Raw genomic sequence first — 22,328 nt, 5'->3', positions numbered from 1 at the left:
GGATGAAATAGCACGACCGGACGGAATGATCCGGCCCGCAAAAAACCGACGAAACCGACGGGCGAAAAAAAAGCAGCCCGAAGGCTGCTTTCTTTCGCGGGATACGCGGCGCGGCTCAGTGCCGGCTGCGGATCTTCGCCAGACGCTGGATCGCCTCGAGCTGCGCCATGGCGGTCGCGAGCTCCGATTGCGCCTTTGCGAGGTCGAGGTCCGACTTCGCGTTCTGCAGCGTTTCCTCGGCACGCTTGCGCGCTTCCTCGGCTTTCGCCGCGTCGAGGTCCTTGCCGCGGATCGCGGTATCGGCGAGCACCGTCACGGCGCCCGGCTGCACTTCGAGAATGCCGCCTGCGACGAACACGAATTCGTCGTTGCCGCCCTCGACTTCGATGCGCACCGCACCCGGACGAATCCGGGTGATGAGCGGCGTGTGGCCCGGCAGAATGCCCAGCTCACCCGTTTCGCCCGGCAGCGCGACGAATTTCGCCTCGCCCGAGAAGATCTGCTCTTCCGCGCTGACGACGTCTACTTTGATGGTTGCCATATCGACTCCAATCTCATCCACGGGTTGAGCGTTTTGCGGCCGGCGCGCTCGGCCGGGATATACAGTCGGACTGTTAATCCCGGCCGGCACGCGCCGGCGTGCGACTCACTCAAGCCGTTACTGGATCTTCTTGGCCTTTTCGAAGGCTTCGTCGATCGTGCCGACCATGTAGAACGCCTGTTCCGGCAGGTGGTCGCACTCGCCGTCGACGATCATCTTGAAGCCGCGGATCGTTTCCTTCAGCGGCACGTACTTGCCCGGCGAGCCCGTGAACACTTCAGCAACGTGGAACGGCTGCGACAGGAAACGCTGGATCTTACGCGCACGTGCGACCGACAGCTTGTCTTCCGGCGACAGTTCGTCCATGCCCAGAATCGCGATGATGTCGCGCAGTTCCTTGTAGCGCTGCAGCGTCTGCTGAACGCGACGCGTGATCGAGTAGTGCTCTTCACCGATCACGTTCGGGTCGATCTGGCGCGACGTCGAGTCGAGCGGGTCGACCGCCGGGTAGATACCCAGCGAAGCGATGTCACGCGACAGAACGACGGTTGCGTCCAGGTGGCCGAAGGTCGTCGCCGGCGACGGGTCGGTCAAGTCGTCCGCAGGGACGTACACGGCCTGAACCGACGTAATCGAGCCCTTCTTGGTCGACGTGATGCGCTCTTGCAGCTTGCCCATTTCTTCAGCCAGCGTCGGCTGATAGCCCACTGCCGACGGCATACGGCCGAGCAGTGCCGACACTTCGGTACCGGCCAGCGTGAAACGGTAGATGTTGTCGACGAAGAACAGCACGTCGAGGCCTTCGTCACGGAAGTGCTCGGCCATCGTCAGGCCGGTCAGCGCGACGCGCAGACGGTTGCCCGGCGGCTCGTTCATCTGGCCGTACACCAGCGCGACCTTGTCGAGAACGTTCGAGTCCTTCATTTCGTGGTAGAAGTCGTTCCCTTCACGGGTACGCTCGCCCACGCCCGCGAACACGGAGTAACCGCCGTGTTCCTTCGCGATGTTGTTGATGAGCTCCATCATGTTGACGGTCTTGCCCACGCCGGCACCGCCAAACAGGCCAACCTTGCCGCCCTTTGCGAACGGGCAGATCAGGTCGATGACCTTGATACCCGTTTCGAGCAGCTCGGTCGACGGCGACAGTTCGTCGAACGCCGGAGCCTTCTGGTGGATCGAACGCGTATGTTCGCTTTCGATCGGGCCGGCTTCGTCGATCGGACGGCCGAGCACGTCCATGATCCGGCCGAGGGTCGGCTTGCCGACCGGCACCGAGATCGGCTTGGCCGTGTTCTTCACGGTCAGGCCGCGGCGCAGGCCGTCGGATGCACCCAGACAGATGGTGCGGACCACGCCGTCGCCCAGCTGCTGCTGGACTTCGAGCGTCAGTTCCGAGCCATCGAGAATAAGCGCGTCGTAGATCTTCGGCATGCTGTCGCGCGGGAATTCCACGTCGATAACGGCGCCGATGCACTGTACGATCTTGCCTTCTACCAAAGCAGCAGTACTCATCGCTTTTCCTTTAAATACCTGATTCTTTACTCGCGCAAAGGCGCAGTTGTCGTCCCGGGCGCGCGCTTAAACAGCGGCTGCGCCGCCGACGATCTCCGACAGTTCTTTCGTGATCGCGGCCTGACGGCTCTTGTTGTATACGAGCTGCAGTTCGCTGATCACCGTCTTCGCGTTGTCGGACGCGGCCTTCATCGCAACCATGCGCGCCGATTGCTCGGACGCCATGTTTTCCGCGACGGCCTGGTACACCAGCGCCTCGACGTAACGCACGAGCAGTTCGTCGACGACTGCCTGCGCGTCCGGCTCGTAGATGTAGTCCCACGACGTGGCCGGCGTACCGTCATCGGCTTCGAAGTGTTCCGACGACAGCGGCAGCAGCTGCTCGATCACGGCTTCCTGCTTCATCGTGTTGACGAAGCGCGTGTACGCGATATAAACGGCCGACAGCTTGCCTTCCGAGTACAGGTCGAGCTGCGTCTTCACCGCGCCGATCAGCTTGTCCAGATGCGGGGTGTCGCCGAGGTGCACGACCTGCGACATCACCTTCGCGCCGAAGCGGTTCAGGAACCCGAGGCCCTTGCCGCCGATTGCGGTGGCTTCGACCTTCTGGCCCTTCTCTTCCAGCTCCTTGAACTTCTGCACCGTCGCACGCAGCACGTTGGTGTTCAGACCGCCGCACAGCCCCTTGTCCGTCGTGACGAGGATGATGCCGGCCGTCTGCGCGCCTTCGTTCGCCACCATGAACGGGTGGCGGTACTCCGGGTTCGCACGGCTCATGTGCGCGGCGATGGCACGGACCTTGTCCGCATACGGACGAGCGGCGCGCATGCGTTCCTGCGCGCGACGCATCTTCGATGCGGCCACCATCTCCATCGCCTTCGTGATCTTGCGCGTGTTCTGCACGCTCTTGATCTTGCCGCGAATTTCCTTCATTCCAGCCATAGCTTGCTCCTTTGCGCCCCGAGTTAGCGCTTTGGCGCTTTACTCGGGGCTCATGCATCGCTCACCGAAGCGGCACGGGCGCGTCAGCACCCGCGCGGCCTCGGTGTGTCACTCGCGGATCAATAGGCACCGGACTTCTTGAAGGATTCGATCGCCGAGCGCAGTGCGCCTTCGTCGTCCTTCGAGAGATCCTTGGTGTCTTCGATGCGCTTGATGAGGTCAGCGTGGCTGGTCTTCAGGTTTTCGCGCAGGCCCTTCTCGAACGGCAGCACTTGCTTGACATCGAGGTCGTCGAGGTAGCCGTTGTTCGCGGCGTACAGCGACACGGCCAGTTCCCACACCTGCAGCGGCTGGTACTGCGGCTGCTTCAGCAGTTCCGTCACGCGGCGGCCGCGCTCGAGCTGCTTGCGGGTCGCTTCGTCGAGGTCCGATGCGAACTGCGCGAATGCGGCCAGTTCACGGTACTGTGCGAGGTCGGTACGGATACCGCCCGACAGCTTCTTCACGACCTTCGTCTGAGCGGCGCCACCGACGCGCGACACCGACACGCCGGCGTTGATTGCCGGGCGGATGCCTGCGTTGAACAGGTCGGTTTCCAGGAAGATCTGGCCGTCGGTAATCGAGATCACGTTCGTCGGAACGAACGCGGTCACGTCGCCAGCCTGCGTTTCGATGACCGGCAGTGCCGTCAGCGAGCCGCTCTTGCCCTTCACTTCGCCGTTCGTGAACTTCTCGACGTACTCTTCCGACACGCGAGCAGCACGCTCCAGCAGACGCGAATGGAGATAGAACACGTCGCCCGGGTACGCTTCACGGCCCGGCGGGCGGCGCAGCAGCAGCGAGATCTGACGGTATGCCCACGCTTGCTTGGTCAAGTCGTCATAGATGATCAGCGCGTCCTGGCCACGGTCGCGGAAGTATTCGCCCATCGTGCAGCCGGCGTACGGTGCGAGGTACTGCATCGCTGCCGAATCCGAAGCCGAAGCGGCGACGACGATCGTGTATTCCATCGCGCCCGTTTCTTCGAGCTTGCGAACCACGTTCATGATCGACGAAGCCTTCTGGCCGATCGCGACGTAGATACAGATCAGGTCCTTGCCCTTCTGGTTGATGATCGCGTCGAGCGCCACCGCGGTCTTGCCGCACTGACGGTCGCCGATGATCAGCTCACGCTGGCCACGGCCGATCGGCACCATTGCGTCGATCGACTTGATGCCCGTCTGCACCGGCTGCGACACCGACTTACGCCAGATCACGCCCGGGGCGATCTTTTCGATCGCATCGGTCAGCTTCGCGTTGACCGGGCCCTTGCCGTCGATCGGGTTGCCGAGCGCGTCGACCACGCGGCCGACGAGTTCCGGACCGACCGGGACTTCGAGAATGCGGCCCGTCGTCTTGACGACGTCGCCTTCCGAGATGTGTTCGTATTCGCCGAGAATCACCGCGCCGACCGAGTCGCGCTCGAGGTTCAGCGCGAGGCCGAACGTGTTGCCCGGAAACTCGAGCATTTCGCCCTGCATCACGTCCGACAGGCCGTGGATACGCACGATACCGTCGGTCACGGAGATCACGGTGCCCTGGTTGCGAACGTCTGCGCTCGCTTCAAGGCCCTGGATCCGGCTCTTGATCAGCTCGCTGATCTCAGAGGGATTGAGTTGCATTATTCGCTCCTGATAGTCAATTCTGTTGCGTGCCGGCGTGGCGCTCAGGCGGTCAACGCAGCCTGCATCGATGCAAGGCGCGCGCGAACCGAGGTGTCGAGCACTTCGTCGCCGACCGTCACGCGTACGCCGCCGATCAGCGACGAATCGACTTCGACCGTCGGTTTCAGCTTGCGCTTGAACTTGCGTTCGAGGCCCGAGACGAGACTGTCGAGATCCGCGCCGTTCAGCGGGAACGCGCTCACGATCTCGGCGTCGGCGGCACCTTCACGTTCGTTCTTGAGCGCCTCGAACTGCTCGGCAATTTCCGGCAGCAGCGCGATGCGATGATTGTCGACCAGCATCTGCACGAAGTTCTTCGCTTCCGCACCGGCCGCGAGCGGCGACTTGACCGCGGCAAGCAGCAACTCGGCTACTTGCGTGCGCGTCACCTTCGGGCTCGACGCGACCGACAGGACTTCCGGCAGACGCGCAACCTGGGCCAGCTCTTGCACGAGCGTGGACCAGGCGGCGATGTCACCGCCCTCGGCCACGCGGAACAGCGCTTCTGCGTAAGGGCGGGCGATGGTTGCAAGTTCGGCCATGATCAGAGCTCGGCTTTCAGTTGATTCAGCAGTTGGGCGTGGGCCGTTTGATCGACTTCGCGCTTCAGGATCTGCTCGGCGCCCTTCACGGCCAGCGTAGCGACTTCGCCACGCAGCGCTTCGCGCGCCTTCACGATTTGCTGTTCTGCTTCCGCCTTCGCCTGGGCGACGATGCGGGCGGCTTCAGCCTGGGCGTTGGCCTTGATTTCCTCGGCGACCGCCTGTGCACGCTTTTCAGCGTCGGCGATGCGCTGCTGGCCGTCGTTGCGGGCCTGCGCGAGTTCCTGGTCCACGCGCTTGTGCGCTGCGTCGAGTTCCGCCTTGCCCTTTTCGGCGGCGGCGAGGCCGTCGGCGATCTTCTTCGAACGTTCGTCGAGGGCGTTGATCAACGGCGGCCACACGAATTTCATCGTGAACCACGCGAGGACCAGGAACACGACCATTTGCGCAAACAGAGTTGCGTTGAGATTCACGGTGTTTCCTTATCTGCTATTCCGGAAAAATGAAACGGTAAGGCGCTCATCGAGTTGCATTCGATCAGCGCCCCAAGTCTCCGTTCCGCCCTGCGCCGGCTCACGCCGGACGCATATTTCCGAGGAACCTTAGCCTGCGAGCTTCGACAGGAGCGGGTTCGCGAACGCGAACAGCATTGCAACACCCACGCCGATCAGGAATGCCGCGTCGATCAGACCAGCCAGCAGGAACATCTTCGTTTGCAGCGGGTTGATGAGTTCCGGCTGACGTGCGCAGGCTTCGATGTACTTACCACCCATCAGCGCGATACCGATACAGGCGCCGATTGCACCCAGGCCGATGATGATGCCGATACCGATGGCGGTCAGACCCTGGATGTTGGCGATGTAAGCTTGCATGATCACTCCTTTGTGAAAAGACTTGGAACTGAGATTTAAAAAACTAAAACGGAAACTCTTTCTTGCACGCCGCGCTTAGTGCTTGTCGTGCGCCTGGCCGAGATACACCAGCGTCAGCATCATGAAAATGAATGCCTGCAACAGAACAATCAGGATGTGGAAGATTGCCCAGACGCTACCCGCGATCACATGACCAACGAAGCCGAGGAACGTTGCGTCGCCACCGAAGCTCCACATGCTGCCGAGCAGGGCGATCAACAGGAACAACAGCTCACCCGCGTACATGTTGCCGAACAGCCGCATGCCGAGCGAAACGGTCTTCGCAACGTATTCGACAATGTTGAGCGCGAGGTTCGGGATCCACAGCAGCGGGTGGCCGCCGAACGGGGCCGACAGCAGCTCATGCGCAAAGCCGCCCGCGCCCTTGATCTTGATGCTGTAGTAGATCATCAGGACGAACACGCCGAGCGCGATGCCGAGCGTGCCGTTCAGGTCGGCCGTCGGGACGATGCGATGGTGGGAAATCACGTCCGACAGACCGAGCAGGCCGATCACGCGGCCCGGCAGGTCGACCGGGAGGAAGTCGAGGGAGTTCATCAGCGCGACCCACACGAACACCGTGAGCGCGAGCGGAGCGATGAAGGTACGATTGCCGTGAACGATGGCCTTCGATTGGTCTTCGACCATCTCGACGAGCATCTCGATCGCGCACTGGAAGCGGCCCGGCACGCCCGACGTCGCCTTGCGGGCGGCCAGGCGCAGCAGGACGATCGTCACGATGCCGCAAACGATCGACCAGAACAGCGTGTCGAGATTCCAGACGTGGATGTCGAAAATCGACGTCTGATGCGAGGTGGAGAAGTTCTGCAAGTGGTGCGCAATGTACTCGGACGGATCCGGACCGCGCGTGCCTTCGCTAGCTGCCATATCGTTAATGCCACCCAAATTGTCGAAAATCGTTTTGCCCGTTCCGCAACACGCTATTGCGGGAACGGGCCGGTGCGGTTCGTTGTCGAAGCCGCACGCTGCTTGTTTCTTACCGCCAGGCCAGCGCGATCCAGTACGTCTTCAGCACGACGAGGTACGTGACGAGGAACGGCACCCAGTGCACGCCGGCCCAGCCGAACGCCACTGCAGTGAACATCCCGATCGTCAGAGCGAGCTTCAGGGCTTCGCCCATCACCCAGCTCATCACGGTGGCCGAGCCACCTGCCTTCAGTCGTGCCACGAATACCGCACTGGGCACCCAGCCAATCGCTCCGCCCAAGAACGCGGATTGCGCAGCGGCGCCCGGCGACTTCGAAAACAGCCACCACGCCAGCGTTGCAACCAGGGACAGAACCACTTGCGCGAGTACCACCTTATAGGGCGTCACGCGCGAGGGCTTGCTCACGTCCGGGCCGAACAGCGTTTCGGCTTCTGCCCGTGTGAGCGGAACGATGTTGTTATCTTGCTGCTCGGCATCCCAGTCATCATCGAATTCGCGCCGCTCGCCGGCCGCTGAAGCGGTGCGTTGCGTGCGCTGATCGTCGTGCCTGTCGTCCGGCGCCTGACCCGCCATCGCAATCTTCCGCAAAATCCTTGAACCCGGCCCCAAGCTTTCTGAAAGCTTTCAGGGGTGCCTAGCTAACAAATCCGGGCGATTGTAAGCGATAGTTGCAAGTGATTCAAGGCTTTAGACGCGACAAAAACCTGCGTAAAACGACGCCTCATCATGTGAAAAAAGCCGCGATTCGACGACGTACGATGACAGTTGTAAGGTCGCCTTTTCGCGCCGGTATTTCTTGCCCAAAAAAGTCCGGCGACGACGAAATAGCGAGGAAACGATGCCCGATGCGGGCGCTGGAGAGGCGGCACAATCGCCGCTGAAAATTCACTGTGGCGCGGTTCGCGGGCTCGCGCTGCGCGCGAAGCGCCGGGCAGGCAAAACCGGGGGATCGACAGTCGTGCCGAATGCGCGAAATCCGGACCGACGCCGGAGCGTCGAATCATCCAATCAGTTGTCATGCCGCCACAGTCGATCGACTGTGGATTGCGGCACTTATCAACAGCCCCGTCACCCGCGCGAATGCCGTGCGCCCCGTACCCACTTTCGCCCCGCTCAACCGAGCGCGAGCAGCCACGCGCCAAGTGCGGCGCTCGCGAACGCGAACGGAATCGAGACCAGGTGGAACGGCAGCCACATGCGCGGCTCCTTCGCGAGACGCACAGCGATCAGGTTCGCAAGCGAACCGATCGCAAAGCCGAAACCGCCGACCGAGACACCGAATGCGAGCGCGCGCCAGTCATGCGTGAACTCCGACAACAAGATCGCCGCCGGCACGTTGCTGATGCCCTGCGACAGTACGGCACCGGCCGCGAATACACGCAGCGGCGAATCGAGACTCGCATGCGCGATCGCATCGTGGATGACCGGCAGCGCAGCCGCGCTGCGCAGCACGATGAACATCAGCACGAAGATCAGCAACAGCAGCCAGTCGATCTTCAGGACTGCATCACGTTTGACGGCGAGCAGGACGACGGCGACACCGACGAGCCCCGGCAGCGGATGATGTGCATCCGCGAGCAGCACGAACGCCGCGAACAGCACGGCCGCGATCAGCGCGTGCACGCGTTGCACGGGAACCGTGGCGGCATCTCCGGACAGGTCGAGCGGCTTCGCGCGAAACATGCAGGCGGTCACTACGAGCAGCAATGCCATCAGCGCAATCGCGAGCGGCCCGAGCGTGACCACGAAGCGGCCGAACGACACGCCGCTCAATTGCCACAGGAAAAGATTCTGGGGATTGCCGAGCGGTGTCGCGACGGACCCCGCGTTGACGGCCAGCGCAACGACGATCACGAGGCGCCGGAACGGCAGCGGCGTCAGCGCACGCAGCGACACCATCAACGGCACGACGACGAACAGGGCGACGTCGTTGGTGAGCCACATCGACAGCACTGCGGCGAATCCGACCAGCAGCATCGCGAGCCCGCGCTCGGAATGCACGTGATGCACGATGCGGTGCGCGAGCCACATCAGGCAACCGGACAACTCGAGTGCCTTGGTCAGCATCAGCAGGCCCGCGAGCGTTGCGACGGTCTGCCAGTCGACGCGATCGGCCAACACGGAAAATGGTTGCGGGCGCAACCATTGCAGCAGGATCAGGCCCAGCGCGAGCACCGACAGCACGGGCTCCTGCGCAAGCCATCCCAACCACCGGCGCGGCACCGACGTGCTCGTCTCCCCCATGTGCGGCCCGTTACTCTTCAGCCGCGACGTTGCCGCGCAGCCGCGCGAGAATGCCCTCGAGCGCATCGAGATTGCCGAAGTCGATCGTCACCTGCCCTCGCCCGCGGCGGCCGAGCTTGATCTTCACGGTCGACGCGAGCAGGTCGGACAACTCCTCCTCGAGACGGCGCGTATCGCGGCCGCCGTCGTCCTTCGCCCGCGCCTTCACGGCCGGCGCTTCCTTCGTCGTATGCGCGACGAGTTTCTCGGTTTCGCGCACCGACATGCGCTTGTTGACGACCTGATGGGCGAGCGTGATCTGCGTGGCCGCATCGACGGCGAGCAGCGCGCGCGCGTGCCCCATGTCGAGATCGCCGGCGAGCAGCATCGTCTGCACCGGCGCTGCCAGGTTCAGCAGGCGCAGCAGGTTCGACACCGCGCTGCGCGAACGGCCGACCGATTCGGCCGCCTGTTCGTGCGTGAAACCGAACTCGTCGAGCAAGCGCTGGATACCGTGCGCTTCTTCAAGCGGGTTCAGATCCTCGCGCTGGATGTTCTCGATCAGCGCCATCGCAGCGGCGGCCTGATCCGACACATCCTTCACGAGCACCGGCACTTCATCGAGGCCCGCGAGGCGCGCCGCGCGGAAACGGCGCTCGCCTGCGATGATCTCGTATTTGTCTGACGAAATGGGCCGTACCAGGATCGGCTGCATCACGCCCTGCGCGCGAATGCTCGCCGCGAGCTCCTGCAGGCTGCCTTCGTCCATCCGCGTGCGCGGCTGGTATTTGCCGGCCTGCAGCTTGCCGAGCGTGAGCGTGTTCGGCGCCCCTTCGATCTTCACCGCTTCGGTGATATCGGCACTGCCGCCGAGCAGCGCTTCGAGGCCACGTCCCAAGCCCTTCTTCTTTGGTACCGCGTTCATGTCTTTCTTCCTCGCTTCGCTCATATCCGGATCACGACACTTCGAACGCACGGACGCGGTCGATCATCTCGGCACCGAACTGGAGATACGCTTGCGCACCGCGCGAGCTGCGGTCGAACACGACGCCCGGCAGCCCGTAACTCGGCGCTTCCGCCAGGCGTACGTTGCGCGGAATCACCGCGTCGAACACCTTGTCGCCGAAGTGCGCTTTCAATTGATCGGAGACCTGCTGCTGCAACGTGATACGCGGGTCGAACATCACGCGCAGCAAGCCGATGATCTTCAGGTCGCGGTTCATGTTCGCGTGAACCTGCTTGATCGTGTTGACGAGGTCCGACAGCCCTTCCAGCGCGAAGTATTCACACTGCATCGGGATCACGACGCCATGCGCCGCGCACAGCCCGTTCAGCGTCAGCAGCGACAGCGTCGGCGGGCAGTCGATCAGCACGAAATCGTAGTCGTCGGCCACGCGCTCGAGCGCCGCCTTCAGCCGGCGCTCGCGGTTGTCGATGCCGATCAGTTCGATCTCGGCGCCGGACAGCTCGCGGTTCGCGGGCAGCACGTCGTAGGTCACGCCTTCCGGACGCACGCGCGCATCGCTCACCGACACGCCGTCGACCAGCACTTCGTACACGGTCGATTCGCACGCGGCCTTGTCGATCCCGCTGCCCATCGTCGCGTTGCCCTGCGGGTCGAGATCGATCAGCAGGACTCGTTGCTCCTGCGCTGCAAGGCTTGCGGCGAGATTGACCGATGTCGTCGTCTTGCCGACGCCCCCCTTCTGGTTCGCAACGCAGAAGATCTTTGCCATCGTTGGTGTGTTCCCTTTACCTTCAAACAAACAGCGCGCTAACGCGCGCCTTCAATCCGCCTCGTCGACGGCCACTTCGAACAGATGCCGTTCGGCATCGAGCATCGGCACCGCCAGCCGGATCGTCTGCTTCACGCGGCTGCCTTCCGGCAATCGTGCAATCTCGTCGTCCGGGTGAACGCCCTTCATTGCCCAGATCGATCCACCCGGCGCGACCAGATGTCGAGCAAGTTTAACGAAGTCGGACAGATCAGCGAAGGCGCGGGAGACGATCATGTCGAATTTTTCCGGCACTTCGACACCCGGCTGCAGCGATTCGACCCGCCCGGTGACCACCGCCAGATTCGCGAGCTTCAGCTCCGCGCGCATCTGGGTCTGGAATGCAGACTTCTTCTGCACGATATCGTTCAGTGTGACCTGCCAGTCCGGCTCGACGATCGCCAGCACGATGCCCGGCAACCCACCGCCCGAGCCGACGTCGAGCACGCGGGCCGAGGCACGGCCACGCAGATGCGGGACGATGGAAAGCGAATCGAGGATGTGCTGAATCAGCATCTGCTTCGGGTCGCGGATCGCGGTCAGGTTGTAGACCGCGTTCCACTTGCCGAGCAGCCCGACGTAGTCGAGCAACTGGTTGCGTTGGGCATCCGTCAGTGCGAGGTCGAGCGCCGTCGTGCCTTCGACGAGCATCTGTTCCAGTACGTCCCGATTAACCGCCGGCGCGCGACGCGCCGTCATTGTTGCGTCGGGACGGTACCGTCCCCCTGCTCCGTTGCCGCTTCGGCAGTGCCAGGACGGCGGCCCAGGCCGCGGCGCTTCAGGTGCACCATCAGCAGCGAGATCGCCGCCGGCGTGACACCCGAGATGCGCGATGCCTGCCCGATCGTCTCCGGCCGGAATTCGTTGAGCTTCTGGCTCACCTCGAACGACAGGCCGCGGACTTCGCGGTAATCGATACCGTCCGGCAGGCGCGTGTTCTCGTTCGCATCGTTGCGTTCGATCTCCGAAGCCTGGCGCTCGATGTAGCCCTGATACTTGATGCCGATCTCGACCTGCTCCTTGATCTGTTCGAGCAGCACCGGATCGTCGGCCAATGGTTCTGCGGGGCCACATTCGCCGCCCTTCAGGCCGCACACGCCGTCATAGCTGATACCCGGACGGCGCAGCAGCTCCGCGAGACTGTATTCGTGATCGATCGCCTTGCCGAGCAACGCGGTCGCCTCTTCCGGCGGCAACGTCTTCGGCGTCACCCACGTCGACTTCAGGCGTTCGGTTTCACGTGAAACAGCGTCGCGCTTCCGGCTGAACGCATCCCAGCGCGCGTCGTCGACGAGGCCCAGTTCGCGGCCGATCTCGGTCAGGCGCATGTCGGCATTGTCTTCACGCAGGCTGAGGCGATACTCGGCGCGGCTCGTGAACATCCGGTACGGCTCGGCCACACCCCGCGTCACGAGATCGTCGACCAGCACGCCAAGGTAGGCCTGGTCTCGGCGCGGGCACCATGCGTCCTTCTCCTGCACATAGCGCCCTGCATTGAGGCCGGCCAGCAAACCCTGGGCGGCCGCCTCTTCATAGCCGGTCGTCCCGTTGATCTGGCCCGCAAAGAACAGCCCGTTAATCGCCTTCGTTTCCAGCGACGCCTTCAGCGCGCGCGGGTCGAAGTAGTCGTACTCGATCGCGTAGCCGGGGCGCAGGATATGCGCGTTCTCGAGGCCGCGCATCGAGTGCACGAGTTCGAGCTGAACGTCGAACGGCAGGCTCGTCGAGATCCCGTTGGGATAGAACTCGTTGGTCGTCAGCCCTTCCGGCTCCAGGAAGATCTGGTGCGATTCCTTCGATGCGAACCGGTGGATCTTGTCCTCGATCGACGGACAATAGCGCGGGCCGACGCCTTCGATCACGCCTGTATACATCGGCGATCGGTCGAGGCCGCCGCGGATGATGTCGTGCGTGCGCTCGTTCGTGTGCGTGACCCAGCACGGCAGTTGCTGCGGATGCTGCTCCGCGCGGCCCAGGAACGAGAACACGGGGATCGGATCAAGATCGCCCGGTTGTTCGTCCAGCTTCGAGAAATCGATCGAACGGCCATCGATACGCGGCGGCGTACCGGTCTTCAGGCGGCCCTGCGGCAGCTTCAGTTCCTTCAGGCGCGACGACAGCGACACGGCCGCCGGATCACCCGCGCGGCCGCCCGTGTAGTTGTTCAGGCCGACGTGGATCTTGCCGTCGAGGAACGTGCCGGCGGTCAGCACGACCGCACGGGCGCGGAAGCGGATGCCGATCTGCGTGACGGCACCCACCACGCGGTCGCCTTCGACCATCAGGTCGTCGACGGCCTGCTGGAACAGCCAGAGGTTCGGCTGATTCTCGAGCCGGTGGCGGATCGCCGCTTTGTACAGGATGCGATCGGCCTGCGCACGCGTCGCGCGCACGGCCGGCCCTTTCGACGAGTTCAAAATCCGGAACTGGATGCCGCTTTCGTCGGTTGCGGCGGCCATCGCGCCACCCAGCGCATCAACTTCCTTGACCAGATGGCCCTTGCCAATGCCGCCGATCGACGGATTGCAGCTCATCTGCCCGAGCGTTTCGATGTTGTGAGTCAGCAGCAGTGTCTTTGCGCCCATGCGGGCAGACGCCAGCGCAGCTTCCGTGCCGGCGTGACCGCCACCGACGACGATGACGTCAAATTCTGTGGGAAAAAGCATGGTGGATTCCGTGCGCAGGACGGCGCACGAACCTATCTGAGAAATGTATGGGCCGAATTATAGCGGGTTCGCTTTTCAACCGAATGCCGTCCGAATGGTAGGGTCTGTGCATTTCGGCGATTTTCGGCGACGGGCCGAGGAATCTGTGGCCCGGAACCCGCGCCGGCAGTGCGTCCGGTCTTGCCGGCCACACCTCGCGGGGCGCCTGTGCAAAGAGCCGATTGCCGGGAAGACTTTCGTGGAACACGCGGTCTATTCGATGCCTGTGACCAATACAACACCCCGAACGAACCACCCTGTGCGACCGCACCACCCTCGTCCCCACAGAATTTTCGTCGATTCACCCGGCATTTATCCCCTGTGACCCGGCACCCCATCGATCTGTGGAACACTCGGCAACCCGCCGAACGGCATATGGAATACGCCATCTCTACGACCGGCCCCTCTTCCGGCTCCGCTGCACAGAACTTCCGACTGCTTTCCTGATACTTATCCCCGGGCTGCGACCCGCTAACGCATCGGCATCACACCCCACCCCGAAAACAAAAACGGCGTGTTTCACGTGAAACACGCCGCCCGTTTCCCGCCACCTGCGCCATCGATCAGGCCGTCTTCTTCGCCAACCCAAGGTAGGTTTCGATCACACGCGGATTCTGCGCGAGTTCGGCCGCGGGCCCTTCGAGCGCAAACTCGCCCGTCTCCAGCACATAGCCGTAATCGGAGATCTGCAGCGCCGCCCGCGCATTCTGCTCGATCAGCAGCGTCGCGACGCCCGTACCGCGCAACGCGCTGATGATATGAAAGATCTCCTTGACGATCAGCGGCGCCAGCCCGAGGCTCGGCTCGTCGAGCATCAGCAAGTCGGGCTTGCCCATCAGCGCGCGGCCCACCGCAAGCATCTGCCGCTCGCCGCCGGACAGCGTGCCGGCAGCCTGCTTGCGTCGCTCCTTCAGCCGCGGAAACAGCGCAAACACGTGATCGAGCTGGTCGAGGAAGTTCGCTTCACCGGCCTGCTTGCGCCGATACGCGCCCAGCACGAGGTTGTCTTCGACCGTCATCGTGCCGAACAGCTCGCGCTTTTCCGGCACGAGGCACATCCCGCGCGCGACGCGCTGCTCGACCGGCAATGCACCGACGTCGTGGCCGCGATACACGACCGCGCCCGACGCATGTCCTGTCACCGGCAGCGCGCCCATGATCGCGTTCAGCAGCGTCGATTTGCCGGCCCCGTTCGGGCCGATCACGCTGACAATCTGCCCGGCCCCCACCTTGATCGCCGCGCCGTGCAGCGCCTCCACCTTCCCGTACCGGACCGCCAGCCCGCGTACTTCGAGAATCGGCATCGTCGTGTCCGTCATCACTCCACCCCGCCCAGATATGCTTCGAGCACCGCCGGATCCTGCTGCACGTCCTGCGGCAGCCCTTCCGCGATCCGCGTGCCGAATTCCATCACCACCAGCCGGTCGGTGAGATTCATCACGAAATCCATGTCGTGTTCGACGAGCAGCACGCTCATCCCTTCGGCCTTCAGCCGCCGCAGCAGGTCGGCAAGTTGCTGCTTCTCCTGGTAACGCAGCCCGGCGGCCGGTTCGTCGAGCAGCAGCAGCGTCGGATCGCAGCACAGCGCCCGCGCGATTTCGAGAATCCGCTGCTGGCCCAGCGCGAGGCTCCCCGCTTCGTCGTACATGTGCTTTTCGAGCCCGACGCGGCGGATCTGGCGCGCGGCCTCGGCCAGCAACTGCGCTTCCTCACGGGCATTGAGCCGCGCCACGCTGCGCCACACGCCCGTGTGGCCGCGCAGGTGCGCACCGATCGCGACGTTCTCGAGCACCGTCATCGCCGGCAGCAGCTTCACGTGCTGGAACGTCCGGCCGATGCCGCGGCGGACGATCTGGCGCGATGTGAGCCCGTCGATGCGTTCGCCACGGAACGTGATCGTGCCGCCCGTCGGCTTCAGCACGCCCGTCACGAGGTTGAACGTGGTCGACTTGCCGGCGCCGTTCGGGCCGATCAGCCCGATAATCTGCCCCGCTTTCACGTCGAAGCTGACGTCGTTGACGGCCACGAGCCCGCCGAACTGCTTGCGCGCGTTGTCGACGACGAGCAGCGGCTCCCCGGCCGCCGGCTTCGCGCGCTGCGGCAACGGATCGGCGTGCTCGGGCACATGCGCACGCGGCCCGCGCGGGAACAGCCTCGCGACGAACGGCCACACGCCCTGGCGCGCGTACTGCAGCAGCAGCACCATCAGCACGCCGAACACGATGATCTCGAAGTTGCCTTCCGAGCCGAGCAGTTTCGGCAGCAGCGTCTGCAGGTAGTCCTGCAGCACGGTCAGGATCGCCGCGCCGAGCACCGCGCCCCACACGTGCGACACACCGCCGACCACGGCCATGAACAGGAACTCGATCCCGTGGTTCAGCCCGAACGGCGTCGGGTTCACCGCGCGCTGCAGGTGCGCGTACAGGAAACCCGACACGGCCGCGAGCACGGCCGCATAGACGAAGATCACGACGCGCATCCACGCGGTGTTCACGCCCATCGCCTCGGCCATCACGCCGCCGCCGCGCAGCGCGCGGATCGCGCGGCCCGGGCGGCTGTTCAGCAGGTTCTGCACCGACACGATCGCGGCCAGCACGACGGCCCAGATCAGGAAGTACAGGCTGCGGCCGCTTTCGAGCGCGATGCCGAACAGGTTCAGCGCCGGAATCCCGTTGATCCCGTCGTACTTGCCGAGCAGTTCGAGGTTGCCGAACAGGTAGAACAGCGCGAGGCCCCACGCGATCGTGCCGAGCGGCAGGAAGTGGCCGGACAGCCGCATCGTCACGGCGCCGAGCACGAGCGCGACGAGCGCCGTCAGCACGACGCCGACGATCAGCGCAAGCCATGGCGACACGCCGTACCGCGTCGTCAGGAACGCGGTCGCGTACGCGCCGATGCCGACGAACGCGGCCTGCCCGAAGCTCGTCATCCCGCCGACACCCGTCAGCAGCACGAGCCCGATCGCGACGATCGCGTACAGGCCGATGTAGTTCAGCAGCGTGATCCAGTATTCGGGCACCTGCAGCGCGCCGGGCAGCACCGGCAGCGCGAACAGCACCACGAGAAACACCCAGAAGGTCTTGTTGCGCACCATCGTCTTCATCGTGTCACTCCTCTTCTTCTTCCGCGTGCGGCGTGGCGAAGCTGCGCCACAGCAGCACCGGAATGATCAGCGTGAACACGATCACCTCCTTGTACGCGCTCGCCCAGAACGACGAATACGATTCGAGCACGCCGACGAGCAGTGAGCCGGCGGCCGCGAGCGGATAGCTGACGAGCCCGCCGACGATCGCGCCGACGAACCCCTTCAGGCCGATCAGGAAGCCCGAGTCGTAGTAGATCGTCGTCAGCGGGCCGACGAGAATCCCGGACAGCACGCCGAGCCCCGCCGCGAACGTGAACGCGAGCCGCCCCGCGTCGGTCGTGCCGATGCCGACGAGCCGCGCGCCGAGCCGGTTCACCGACGTCGCGCGCAGCGCCTTGCCGGCGATCGTGCGGCCGAAGTACACGTAGAGCGCACCGATCAGCACGAGCGCCGTCACGACGACGAGGATGCTCTGCACCGACACGGTCATGCTGGCGATCGCGAGCGATGCGTCCGAGAAGCCGTTGGTGCGCGAGCCTTCCGCGCCGAACATCACGAGCCCGAGGCCGACCATCGCGAAGTGGACGGCGACCGACACGATCAGCAACAGCAGCGTCGTGCCTTCGGCGATCGGCTGGTACACGAGCCGGTAGACGAACGGCCCCATCGGCACGACGATCGCGAGCGTCAGCGCGATCTGCGCGAGCATCGGCATCGGCTGCGCGGCGAAACTGCGCGTGATCGCGAACACCGCGAGCGGCAGCAACACGTAGCGGCTGCCGAGCGTCGCCAGCGTGCGGCCGAGCTGATGGCGGCGCTCACGATGCCGGATCAGGCCGCCGACTTCGAGCAGGAAGCACGCGATCCCCATCACGAACAGCAGCCAGCAGGTGGCGGGAAATTTCTGCGCCTGCAACGCGGCAAGCGTCAGCGCGCCATAGGCGACGAATTCGCCCTGGGGAATGAAGATCACCCGCGTGACGGAAAACACCAGTACGAGCGCCAGCGACAGCAATGCATAAATGGCGCCGGTCGTGATGCCGTCTTGCGCGAGGATCGCTGCAATCGAGAGATCCATACGTTTCGTGTATCGAGAAGGCTGCGGGGAAACGAAAGACGGGAACGGCCGGGGCGCGGGCGGCATGGTCGGCGCGATGGGCGCCATGCCGGCGGCCCCGGCGGTTCCGGGCGACACGGGCGCGGCGCGTCAGGCCCGCCGCCCTGCCGACGGCGCGCACGACGCCATTCGCGCCGCGCACGCCGGTTTCACGTGATGCTTACTCGGCCTGCAGCTTCCACTTGCCGTCGACGATCTGCACCATCACGCGCGCACGCGTGTCGAAGCCGTTGTGGTCGGTCGGCGTCATGTTGATCACGCCGTGCGACACGGGCAGATCCTTCACGCTCTCGATCGACGCGCGCAGCGCTTCGCGGAACGCCTCGGTGCCCGGCTGGCCCTTCTTCAGCGCGTCCGGAATCGCACGCTGCAACAGCAGCCCGGCATCCCACGCATGGCCGCCGAACGTCGCCAGCGAACCCGCGCCGTATGCCTTCTCGTACGCGGCCTTGTAGCCGAGCGCCGGCTTCTTCACCGGGTTCGAATCGGGCAGCTGGTCGGTCACGAGCACCGGGCCGGCCGGCAGGATCTCGCCTTCGCAATCCTTGCCGCACACGCGCAGGAAATCGTTGTTCGCGACGCCGTGCGTCTGGTACACCTTGCCCTTGTAGCCGCGCTCCTTCAGCGTCTTCGCCGGCAGCGCCGCCGGCGTGCCCGAGCCGGCGATCAGTACCGCATCCGGATTCGAGCCCATCAGCTTCAGCACCTGCCCCATCACCGACGCGTCGGTGCGGTTGTAGCGCTCGTTCGATACGACCTTCAGGCCATTCTTCGCGGCCGCCGCGTTGAACGTGTTGTACCAGCTGTCGCCGTACGCATCGGCGAAGCCGATGAAGCCGACCGTCTTCACGCCGTGTTTCGCCATGTAGCCGGCGATCGCGTCGGCCATCAGCTGGTCGTTCTGCGGCACCTTGAACATCCATGCGCGCTTCGCGTCCATCGGCGAGATGATCTGCGCGCTCGCCGCGAGCGAGATCGTCGGCGTCTTGCCCTGCGACACGGGATCGAGCATCGCGAGCGAGTTCGGCGTGACGGACGAGCCGATGATCGCGTCGACGTGATCTTCATCGATCAGCTTGCGCACGTTCTGCACCGCGCGGCTCGTGTCGGATGCGTCGTCGAGCACGATGTACTGCACGCTCTTGCCGGCGATTTCCTTCGGCAGCAGCGCGATCGTGTTCTTTTCCGGAATCCCGAGCGACGCGGCCGGCCCGGTGGCCGACAGCGTCACGCCGATCTTCACCTGCGCCGACGCCGTGGCCGCCGCGCACACGAGGCCCGCGGCAAGCACGGCCTCCATCCATCGATTCATCTTCATATACGTTGTCTCCAAACGCTGCTCGAAAAAGCCACGGGTCGCTCGGGCGGCTCCCGGTCCCCAAAACAAGTTAATAATTTAACTATCTCGCCTTGGCGCGCCTACGCTCGTTTTCCCGTGAAACACCTCACCTTCAACTGCGCCCGGACGACACCGCGCGCGGGCGCACTGGCCGGCGGTCGAAACGGTTGTTCGACCGTCACGATGCGCAGCAGCGGTGTCGTCTGGATGAAGAACGCGGAGAAATGCGCAATCGCGCGGGCAATCGATGTGCGTGCAACGATCAAGGAAAGGCACGTCGATCTGGCCTGATACGGCCTGGCGCGCGAGCGGCACATGATCGGGAAGCCGGCCGCTCATGCGAATGCAGATGCGGATATCGATACGGATGCGCACGCAACGACCGGCGATGGCGCCGGAACGCGCCTACAGGCCGCAGAACGGCTCGGGAAGGCCTTCGCGACATCTGGCCAACCCCACGACGAACGAACGGCGCCAGCCGCCCTTCCTGCCCCGATCCATCGTCCCGCGCTGCTCATCCAACCGTACTCCCTCTTCTGCATTCTGCTTGTAGGAGAACTGCCGACCGATTTTCCCGACCGCACGGTCGGCAAAAGCTGAGTGTAACGGACGCGTTTTGCGCACGCCAACCGGGTTAGCCCGAACGGCCGGCGCACGGCTGCGCATCGTTTGCGAAGGAATCGCGGGAAAGCGGAAAACGGGAGGACGCGGCGAAGCGCGGAAGAGGCGCGGTGCGAACACAAGCGCGGAACAAGGTCACTGCGCACGCCGATGCACCATCAGCGGAAATCCGTGCACGCAAATGAAAAAGCGCTGTTGGATTCCGTCCAACAGCGCTTTGGGGTCCGGGCACTTTGTGCCTCGATTGTCTCCTCGTTCTCCACCTGCAAATTCGTTTCGCGGTGCATCAGAACTAGAGTGAATCTTAAAGAGGCTTAAGCACCACGGCAACTTAGCATTTACCCCTATGGTGCATCGCCGCACGAAAATGGGGCACCAGTGTGCCGCGCAGCACCGACTTGAGCCCGCTGCGACGCCCTTTCGCAGCGCACCGGATGGTGCTTCGCATCAACGTGCCGCGACGCGCGCGGCACGCGCTCAGGACGCCCTGAGCGGCTTGATCCGCGCGACCATCTCGCCGACGATGCCGCGCCGGAACGCGAGCACGCACGCAATGAAGATCAGCCCCGTGACGATCGTCGCCGATTCGCCGAGCGAGTGGAACCACGCGACGCCCGTCGCCGACGCGAGCCATTCGCCGATGTCGCCGAGCCGGTCTTCGAGCGCGACGATCAGCGCCGCGCCCAGGAGCGGCCCGAACAGCGTGCCCATCCCGCCGACGAGCGTCATCAGCACGACGAGGCCCGACATCGTCCAGTACGCGTCCGACAGCGTCTCGAAGCCGAGCACGAGCACCTTCAGCGAGCCGGCCAGCCCCGCGATGCCGGCCGACAGGATGAACGCGAGCAGCTTGAAGCGGTCGGTGTCGTAGCCGAGCGAGATCGCGCGCGCTTCGTTCTCCTTGATCGCGACGAGCACCTGGCCGAACGGCGAATGCACGACCCGCACGATGAACGCGCACGCGGCCACGACCACCGCGAGCACGACGTAGTACAGCGCGACGTCGTTCGACAGGTCGAGCAGCCCGAACAGGCGGCCGCGCGGCACGCCCTGCAGCCCGTCCTCGCCGTGCGTGAACGGCGCCTGCAGGTAGATGAAGTAGACCATCTGCGCGAACGCGAGCGTGATCATCGCGAAGTAGATGCCCTGCCGGCGGATCGCGAACAGCCCGACGACGAGCCCGAGCAGCGTCGCGGCGACGGTGCCCGCGAGCACGCCGAGCTCCGGCGTGAAACCGAGCGTCTGCATCGAATAGCCGGTCGCGTAGCCGGCCGTCGCGAGGAACATCGCATGGCCGAACGACAGCAGCCCCGTATAGCCGATCAGCAGATTGAACGCGGCCGCGAACAGCGCGAACGTGAGCACCTTCATCACGAACACCGGATACGCGCCGATGAACGGCGCGGCGAGCAGTGCGGCGAGCAGCACGCCGTAGAGCACTTTTCTCTGCATCATTTTTCCTTGCCGAAGAGGCCTGCCGGGCGGAACAGCAGCACGATCGCCATGATCACGAACACGACGGTGGCCGACGCTTCGGGGTAGAACACGCGCGTGAAGCCCTCGATCACGCCGAGCAGCAGGCCCGTGACGATCGAGCCGAGAATCGAGCCCATCCCGCCGATCACGACCACCGCGAACACGGTGATGATCATCGGCTGGCCCATCAGCGGCGACACCTGGATCACCGGCGCGGCCAGCACGCCCGCGAACGCGGCGAGCGCCACGCCGAAGCCGTAGGTGAGCGTGATCATCATCGGCACGTTCACGCCGAACGCCTCGACGAGCTTCGGGTTCTCGGTGCCCGCGCGCAGGTACGCGCCCAGGCGCGTCTTCTCGATCACGAACCATGTCGCGAGGCACACCGCGAGCGACGCGACGACCACCCACGCGCGGTAGTTCGGCAGGAACATGAAGCCGAGGTTGGTCGCGCCGGACAGCTGCGACGGAACGTCGTACGGCTGGCCGGACGAGCCGTAGATCGACCGGAACACGCCTTCGACGACCAGCGTGAGGCCGAACGTGAGCAGCAGCCCGTACAGGTGATCGAGCTTGTACAGCCAGCGCAGCATCGAGCGTTCGATCAGGATGCCGAACGCCCCGACGACGAGCGGCGCGATCGCGAGCATCGCCCAGTACGGCAACCCGAAATACGACAGCCCCATCCACGCGAGCATCGCGCCCAGCATGAACAGCGCGCCGTGCGCGAAGTTGATCACGTTGAGCAGCCCGAAGATCACCGCGAGCCCGAGGCTCAGGATCGCGTAGAACGAGCCGTTGACGAGCCCGAGCAGCAACTGGCTCAGCATCGCCGGCAACGGAATGCCAAAGATTTCCATCGACTTAGCCGTCAGAATGAGTTTCGT

General features: G+C 64.3%; 21 protein-coding genes. 1 reads left to right on the top strand and 20 read right to left on the bottom strand.

The features are described from left to right. Positions 1 to 115 precede the first annotated feature (115 nt). The 18 genes from WJ16_RS00530 to WJ16_RS00445 all read right to left on the bottom strand — a co-directional run bounded on the left by WJ16_RS00530 (position 116) and on the right by WJ16_RS00445 (position 19,323). Entirely contained in the window at positions 116 to 541 is a 426-nt protein-coding gene (locus tag WJ16_RS00530) for a F0F1 ATP synthase subunit epsilon (protein ID WP_006477288.1), read from the bottom strand. Positions 542 to 658: 117 nt separating this feature from the next. Then, positions 659 to 2,053, bottom strand: a complete 1,395-nt coding sequence (gene atpD, locus WJ16_RS00525; RefSeq protein WP_034188169.1) for a F0F1 ATP synthase subunit beta — start codon at positions 2,051 to 2,053, stop codon at positions 659 to 661. A 66-nt stretch (positions 2,054 to 2,119) separates the two neighbouring features. Further along, positions 2,120 to 2,995 carry a F0F1 ATP synthase subunit gamma gene (gene atpG / locus WJ16_RS00520; RefSeq protein ID WP_069255412.1) on the bottom strand — a complete coding sequence of 292 codons (876 nt, stop codon included), beginning with the start codon at positions 2,993 to 2,995 and terminating at the stop codon, positions 2,120 to 2,122. Positions 2,996 to 3,114: 119 nt separating this feature from the next. Continuing rightward, positions 3,115 to 4,656 (bottom strand): F0F1 ATP synthase subunit alpha, encoded by a 1,542-nt coding sequence (gene atpA, locus WJ16_RS00515; protein WP_069255411.1) that lies wholly within the window; start codon positions 4,654 to 4,656, stop codon positions 3,115 to 3,117. A 44-nt stretch (positions 4,657 to 4,700) separates the two neighbouring features. Then, on the bottom strand, positions 4,701 to 5,240 hold the full coding sequence (locus WJ16_RS00510) for a F0F1 ATP synthase subunit delta (protein ID WP_034188172.1): 540 nt from the start codon (positions 5,238 to 5,240) through the stop codon (positions 4,701 to 4,703). A 2-nt stretch (positions 5,241 to 5,242) separates the two neighbouring features. Next, positions 5,243 to 5,713, bottom strand: a complete 471-nt coding sequence (locus WJ16_RS00505; RefSeq protein WP_021160443.1) for a F0F1 ATP synthase subunit B — start codon at positions 5,711 to 5,713, stop codon at positions 5,243 to 5,245. 129 nt (positions 5,714 to 5,842) lie between these two features. Continuing rightward, positions 5,843 to 6,112 (bottom strand): F0F1 ATP synthase subunit C, encoded by a 270-nt coding sequence (gene atpE, locus WJ16_RS00500; RefSeq protein ID WP_006482730.1) that lies wholly within the window; start codon positions 6,110 to 6,112, stop codon positions 5,843 to 5,845. Positions 6,113 to 6,187: 75 nt separating this feature from the next. After that, the gene (atpB, locus tag WJ16_RS00495; protein WP_069255410.1) at positions 6,188 to 7,039 is read right to left on the bottom strand and encodes a F0F1 ATP synthase subunit A; all 852 of its coding nucleotides are present in this window, start codon (positions 7,037 to 7,039) and stop codon (positions 6,188 to 6,190) included. 109 nt (positions 7,040 to 7,148) lie between these two features. Then, the gene (locus tag WJ16_RS00490) at positions 7,149 to 7,673 is read right to left on the bottom strand and encodes an ATP synthase subunit I (RefSeq protein WP_069255409.1); all 525 of its coding nucleotides are present in this window, start codon (positions 7,671 to 7,673) and stop codon (positions 7,149 to 7,151) included. A 540-nt stretch (positions 7,674 to 8,213) separates the two neighbouring features. Beyond that, positions 8,214 to 9,344 (bottom strand): SLC13 family permease, encoded by a 1,131-nt coding sequence (locus tag WJ16_RS00485; protein WP_069255408.1) that lies wholly within the window; start codon positions 9,342 to 9,344, stop codon positions 8,214 to 8,216. 10 nt (positions 9,345 to 9,354) lie between these two features. Further along, complete coding sequence (locus WJ16_RS00480) at positions 9,355 to 10,248, bottom strand: ParB/RepB/Spo0J family partition protein (RefSeq protein ID WP_069257909.1); 894 nt, start codon at positions 10,246 to 10,248, stop codon at positions 9,355 to 9,357. Positions 10,249 to 10,279: 31 nt separating this feature from the next. Next, entirely contained in the window at positions 10,280 to 11,059 is a 780-nt protein-coding gene (locus tag WJ16_RS00475) for a ParA family protein (RefSeq protein WP_069255407.1), read from the bottom strand. A 51-nt stretch (positions 11,060 to 11,110) separates the two neighbouring features. Then, positions 11,111 to 11,797: a 16S rRNA (guanine(527)-N(7))-methyltransferase RsmG gene (gene rsmG, locus WJ16_RS00470; RefSeq protein ID WP_069255406.1), complete on the bottom strand. Its 687-nt coding sequence runs from the start codon at positions 11,795 to 11,797 to the stop codon at positions 11,111 to 11,113. Next, complete coding sequence (mnmG, locus tag WJ16_RS00465; protein ID WP_069255405.1) at positions 11,794 to 13,764, bottom strand: tRNA uridine-5-carboxymethylaminomethyl(34) synthesis enzyme MnmG; 1,971 nt, start codon at positions 13,762 to 13,764, stop codon at positions 11,794 to 11,796. Before mnmG ends, rsmG begins: the two co-directional genes overlap by 4 nt. Before the next feature lie 602 nt (positions 13,765 to 14,366). Then, entirely contained in the window at positions 14,367 to 15,122 is a 756-nt protein-coding gene (locus WJ16_RS00460; RefSeq protein ID WP_069255404.1) for an ABC transporter ATP-binding protein, read from the bottom strand. Further along, entirely contained in the window at positions 15,122 to 16,906 is a 1,785-nt protein-coding gene (locus WJ16_RS00455; RefSeq protein WP_069255403.1) for a branched-chain amino acid ABC transporter ATP-binding protein/permease, read from the bottom strand. The genes WJ16_RS00460 and WJ16_RS00455 overlap by 1 nt, the downstream gene beginning before the upstream one ends. Before the next feature lie 4 nt (positions 16,907 to 16,910). Continuing rightward, positions 16,911 to 17,966: a branched-chain amino acid ABC transporter permease gene (locus WJ16_RS00450; RefSeq protein ID WP_069255402.1), complete on the bottom strand. Its 1,056-nt coding sequence runs from the start codon at positions 17,964 to 17,966 to the stop codon at positions 16,911 to 16,913. Positions 17,967 to 18,165: 199 nt separating this feature from the next. After that, complete coding sequence (locus tag WJ16_RS00445) at positions 18,166 to 19,323, bottom strand: ABC transporter substrate-binding protein (RefSeq protein ID WP_069255401.1); 1,158 nt, start codon at positions 19,321 to 19,323, stop codon at positions 18,166 to 18,168. Positions 19,324 to 19,659: 336 nt separating this feature from the next. Here WJ16_RS00445 and WJ16_RS32630 point away from each other — a divergent pair, with 336 nt between their 5' ends. Then, positions 19,660 to 19,944 (top strand): hypothetical protein, encoded by a 285-nt coding sequence (locus WJ16_RS32630; RefSeq protein ID WP_076605845.1) that lies wholly within the window; start codon positions 19,660 to 19,662, stop codon positions 19,942 to 19,944. A gap of 498 nt (positions 19,945 to 20,442) precedes the next feature. On the opposite strand, the gene WJ16_RS00440 is transcribed toward WJ16_RS32630, so the two are convergent. Together WJ16_RS00440 and WJ16_RS00435 are read right to left on the bottom strand one after the other, a co-directional pair. After that, positions 20,443 to 21,417: a branched-chain amino acid ABC transporter permease gene (locus WJ16_RS00440; RefSeq protein WP_069257908.1), complete on the bottom strand. Its 975-nt coding sequence runs from the start codon at positions 21,415 to 21,417 to the stop codon at positions 20,443 to 20,445. Further along, complete coding sequence (locus tag WJ16_RS00435) at positions 21,417 to 22,301, bottom strand: branched-chain amino acid ABC transporter permease (protein ID WP_069255400.1); 885 nt, start codon at positions 22,299 to 22,301, stop codon at positions 21,417 to 21,419. The genes WJ16_RS00440 and WJ16_RS00435 overlap by 1 nt, the downstream gene beginning before the upstream one ends. Positions 22,302 to 22,328 lie beyond the last annotated feature (27 nt).

Origin of the sequence: Burkholderia metallica (assembly GCF_001718555.1) — a bacterium.
GTDB lineage: Bacteria > Pseudomonadota > Gammaproteobacteria > Burkholderiales > Burkholderiaceae > Burkholderia > Burkholderia metallica.
Note: the sequence above shows the minus strand (reverse complement) of the source record. Positions and strands in the feature narration are given on the sequence as shown.

Coding starts and splice junctions, on each gene's coding strand:
- WJ16_RS00530 (WP_006477288.1), bottom strand. CDS start 541: ATGGCAACCATCAAAGTAGACGTCGTCAGCGCGGAAGAGCAGATCTTC.
- atpD (WP_034188169.1), bottom strand. CDS start 2,053: ATGAGTACTGCTGCTTTGGTAGAAGGCAAGATCGTACAGTGCATCGGC.
- atpG (WP_069255412.1), bottom strand. CDS start 2,995: ATGGCTGGAATGAAGGAAATTCGCGGCAAGATCAAGAGCGTGCAGAAC.
- atpA (WP_069255411.1), bottom strand. CDS start 4,656: ATGCAACTCAATCCCTCTGAGATCAGCGAGCTGATCAAGAGCCGGATC.
- WJ16_RS00510 (WP_034188172.1), bottom strand. CDS start 5,240: ATGGCCGAACTTGCAACCATCGCCCGCCCTTACGCAGAAGCGCTGTTC.
- atpE (WP_006482730.1), bottom strand. CDS start 6,112: ATGCAAGCTTACATCGCCAACATCCAGGGTCTGACCGCCATCGGTATC.
- atpB (WP_069255410.1), bottom strand. CDS start 7,039: ATGGCAGCTAGCGAAGGCACGCGCGGTCCGGATCCGTCCGAGTACATT.
- WJ16_RS00490 (WP_069255409.1), bottom strand. CDS start 7,673: ATGGCGGGTCAGGCGCCGGACGACAGGCACGACGATCAGCGCACGCAA.
- WJ16_RS00485 (WP_069255408.1), bottom strand. CDS start 9,344: ATGGGGGAGACGAGCACGTCGGTGCCGCGCCGGTGGTTGGGATGGCTT.
- WJ16_RS00480 (WP_069257909.1), bottom strand. CDS start 10,248: ATGAACGCGGTACCAAAGAAGAAGGGCTTGGGACGTGGCCTCGAAGCG.
- WJ16_RS00475 (WP_069255407.1), bottom strand. CDS start 11,059: ATGGCAAAGATCTTCTGCGTTGCGAACCAGAAGGGGGGCGTCGGCAAG.
- rsmG (WP_069255406.1), bottom strand. CDS start 11,797: ATGACGGCGCGTCGCGCGCCGGCGGTTAATCGGGACGTACTGGAACAG.
- mnmG (WP_069255405.1), bottom strand. CDS start 13,764: ATGCTTTTTCCCACAGAATTTGACGTCATCGTCGTCGGTGGCGGTCAC.
- WJ16_RS00460 (WP_069255404.1), bottom strand. CDS start 15,122: ATGACGGACACGACGATGCCGATTCTCGAAGTACGCGGGCTGGCGGTC.
- WJ16_RS00455 (WP_069255403.1), bottom strand. CDS start 16,906: ATGAAGACGATGGTGCGCAACAAGACCTTCTGGGTGTTTCTCGTGGTG.
- WJ16_RS00450 (WP_069255402.1), bottom strand. CDS start 17,966: ATGGATCTCTCGATTGCAGCGATCCTCGCGCAAGACGGCATCACGACC.
- WJ16_RS00445 (WP_069255401.1), bottom strand. CDS start 19,323: ATGAAGATGAATCGATGGATGGAGGCCGTGCTTGCCGCGGGCCTCGTG.
- WJ16_RS32630 (WP_076605845.1), top strand. CDS start 19,660: ATGATCGGGAAGCCGGCCGCTCATGCGAATGCAGATGCGGATATCGAT.
- WJ16_RS00440 (WP_069257908.1), bottom strand. CDS start 21,417: ATGCAGAGAAAAGTGCTCTACGGCGTGCTGCTCGCCGCACTGCTCGCC.
- WJ16_RS00435 (WP_069255400.1), bottom strand. CDS start 22,301: ATGGAAATCTTTGGCATTCCGTTGCCGGCGATGCTGAGCCAGTTGCTG.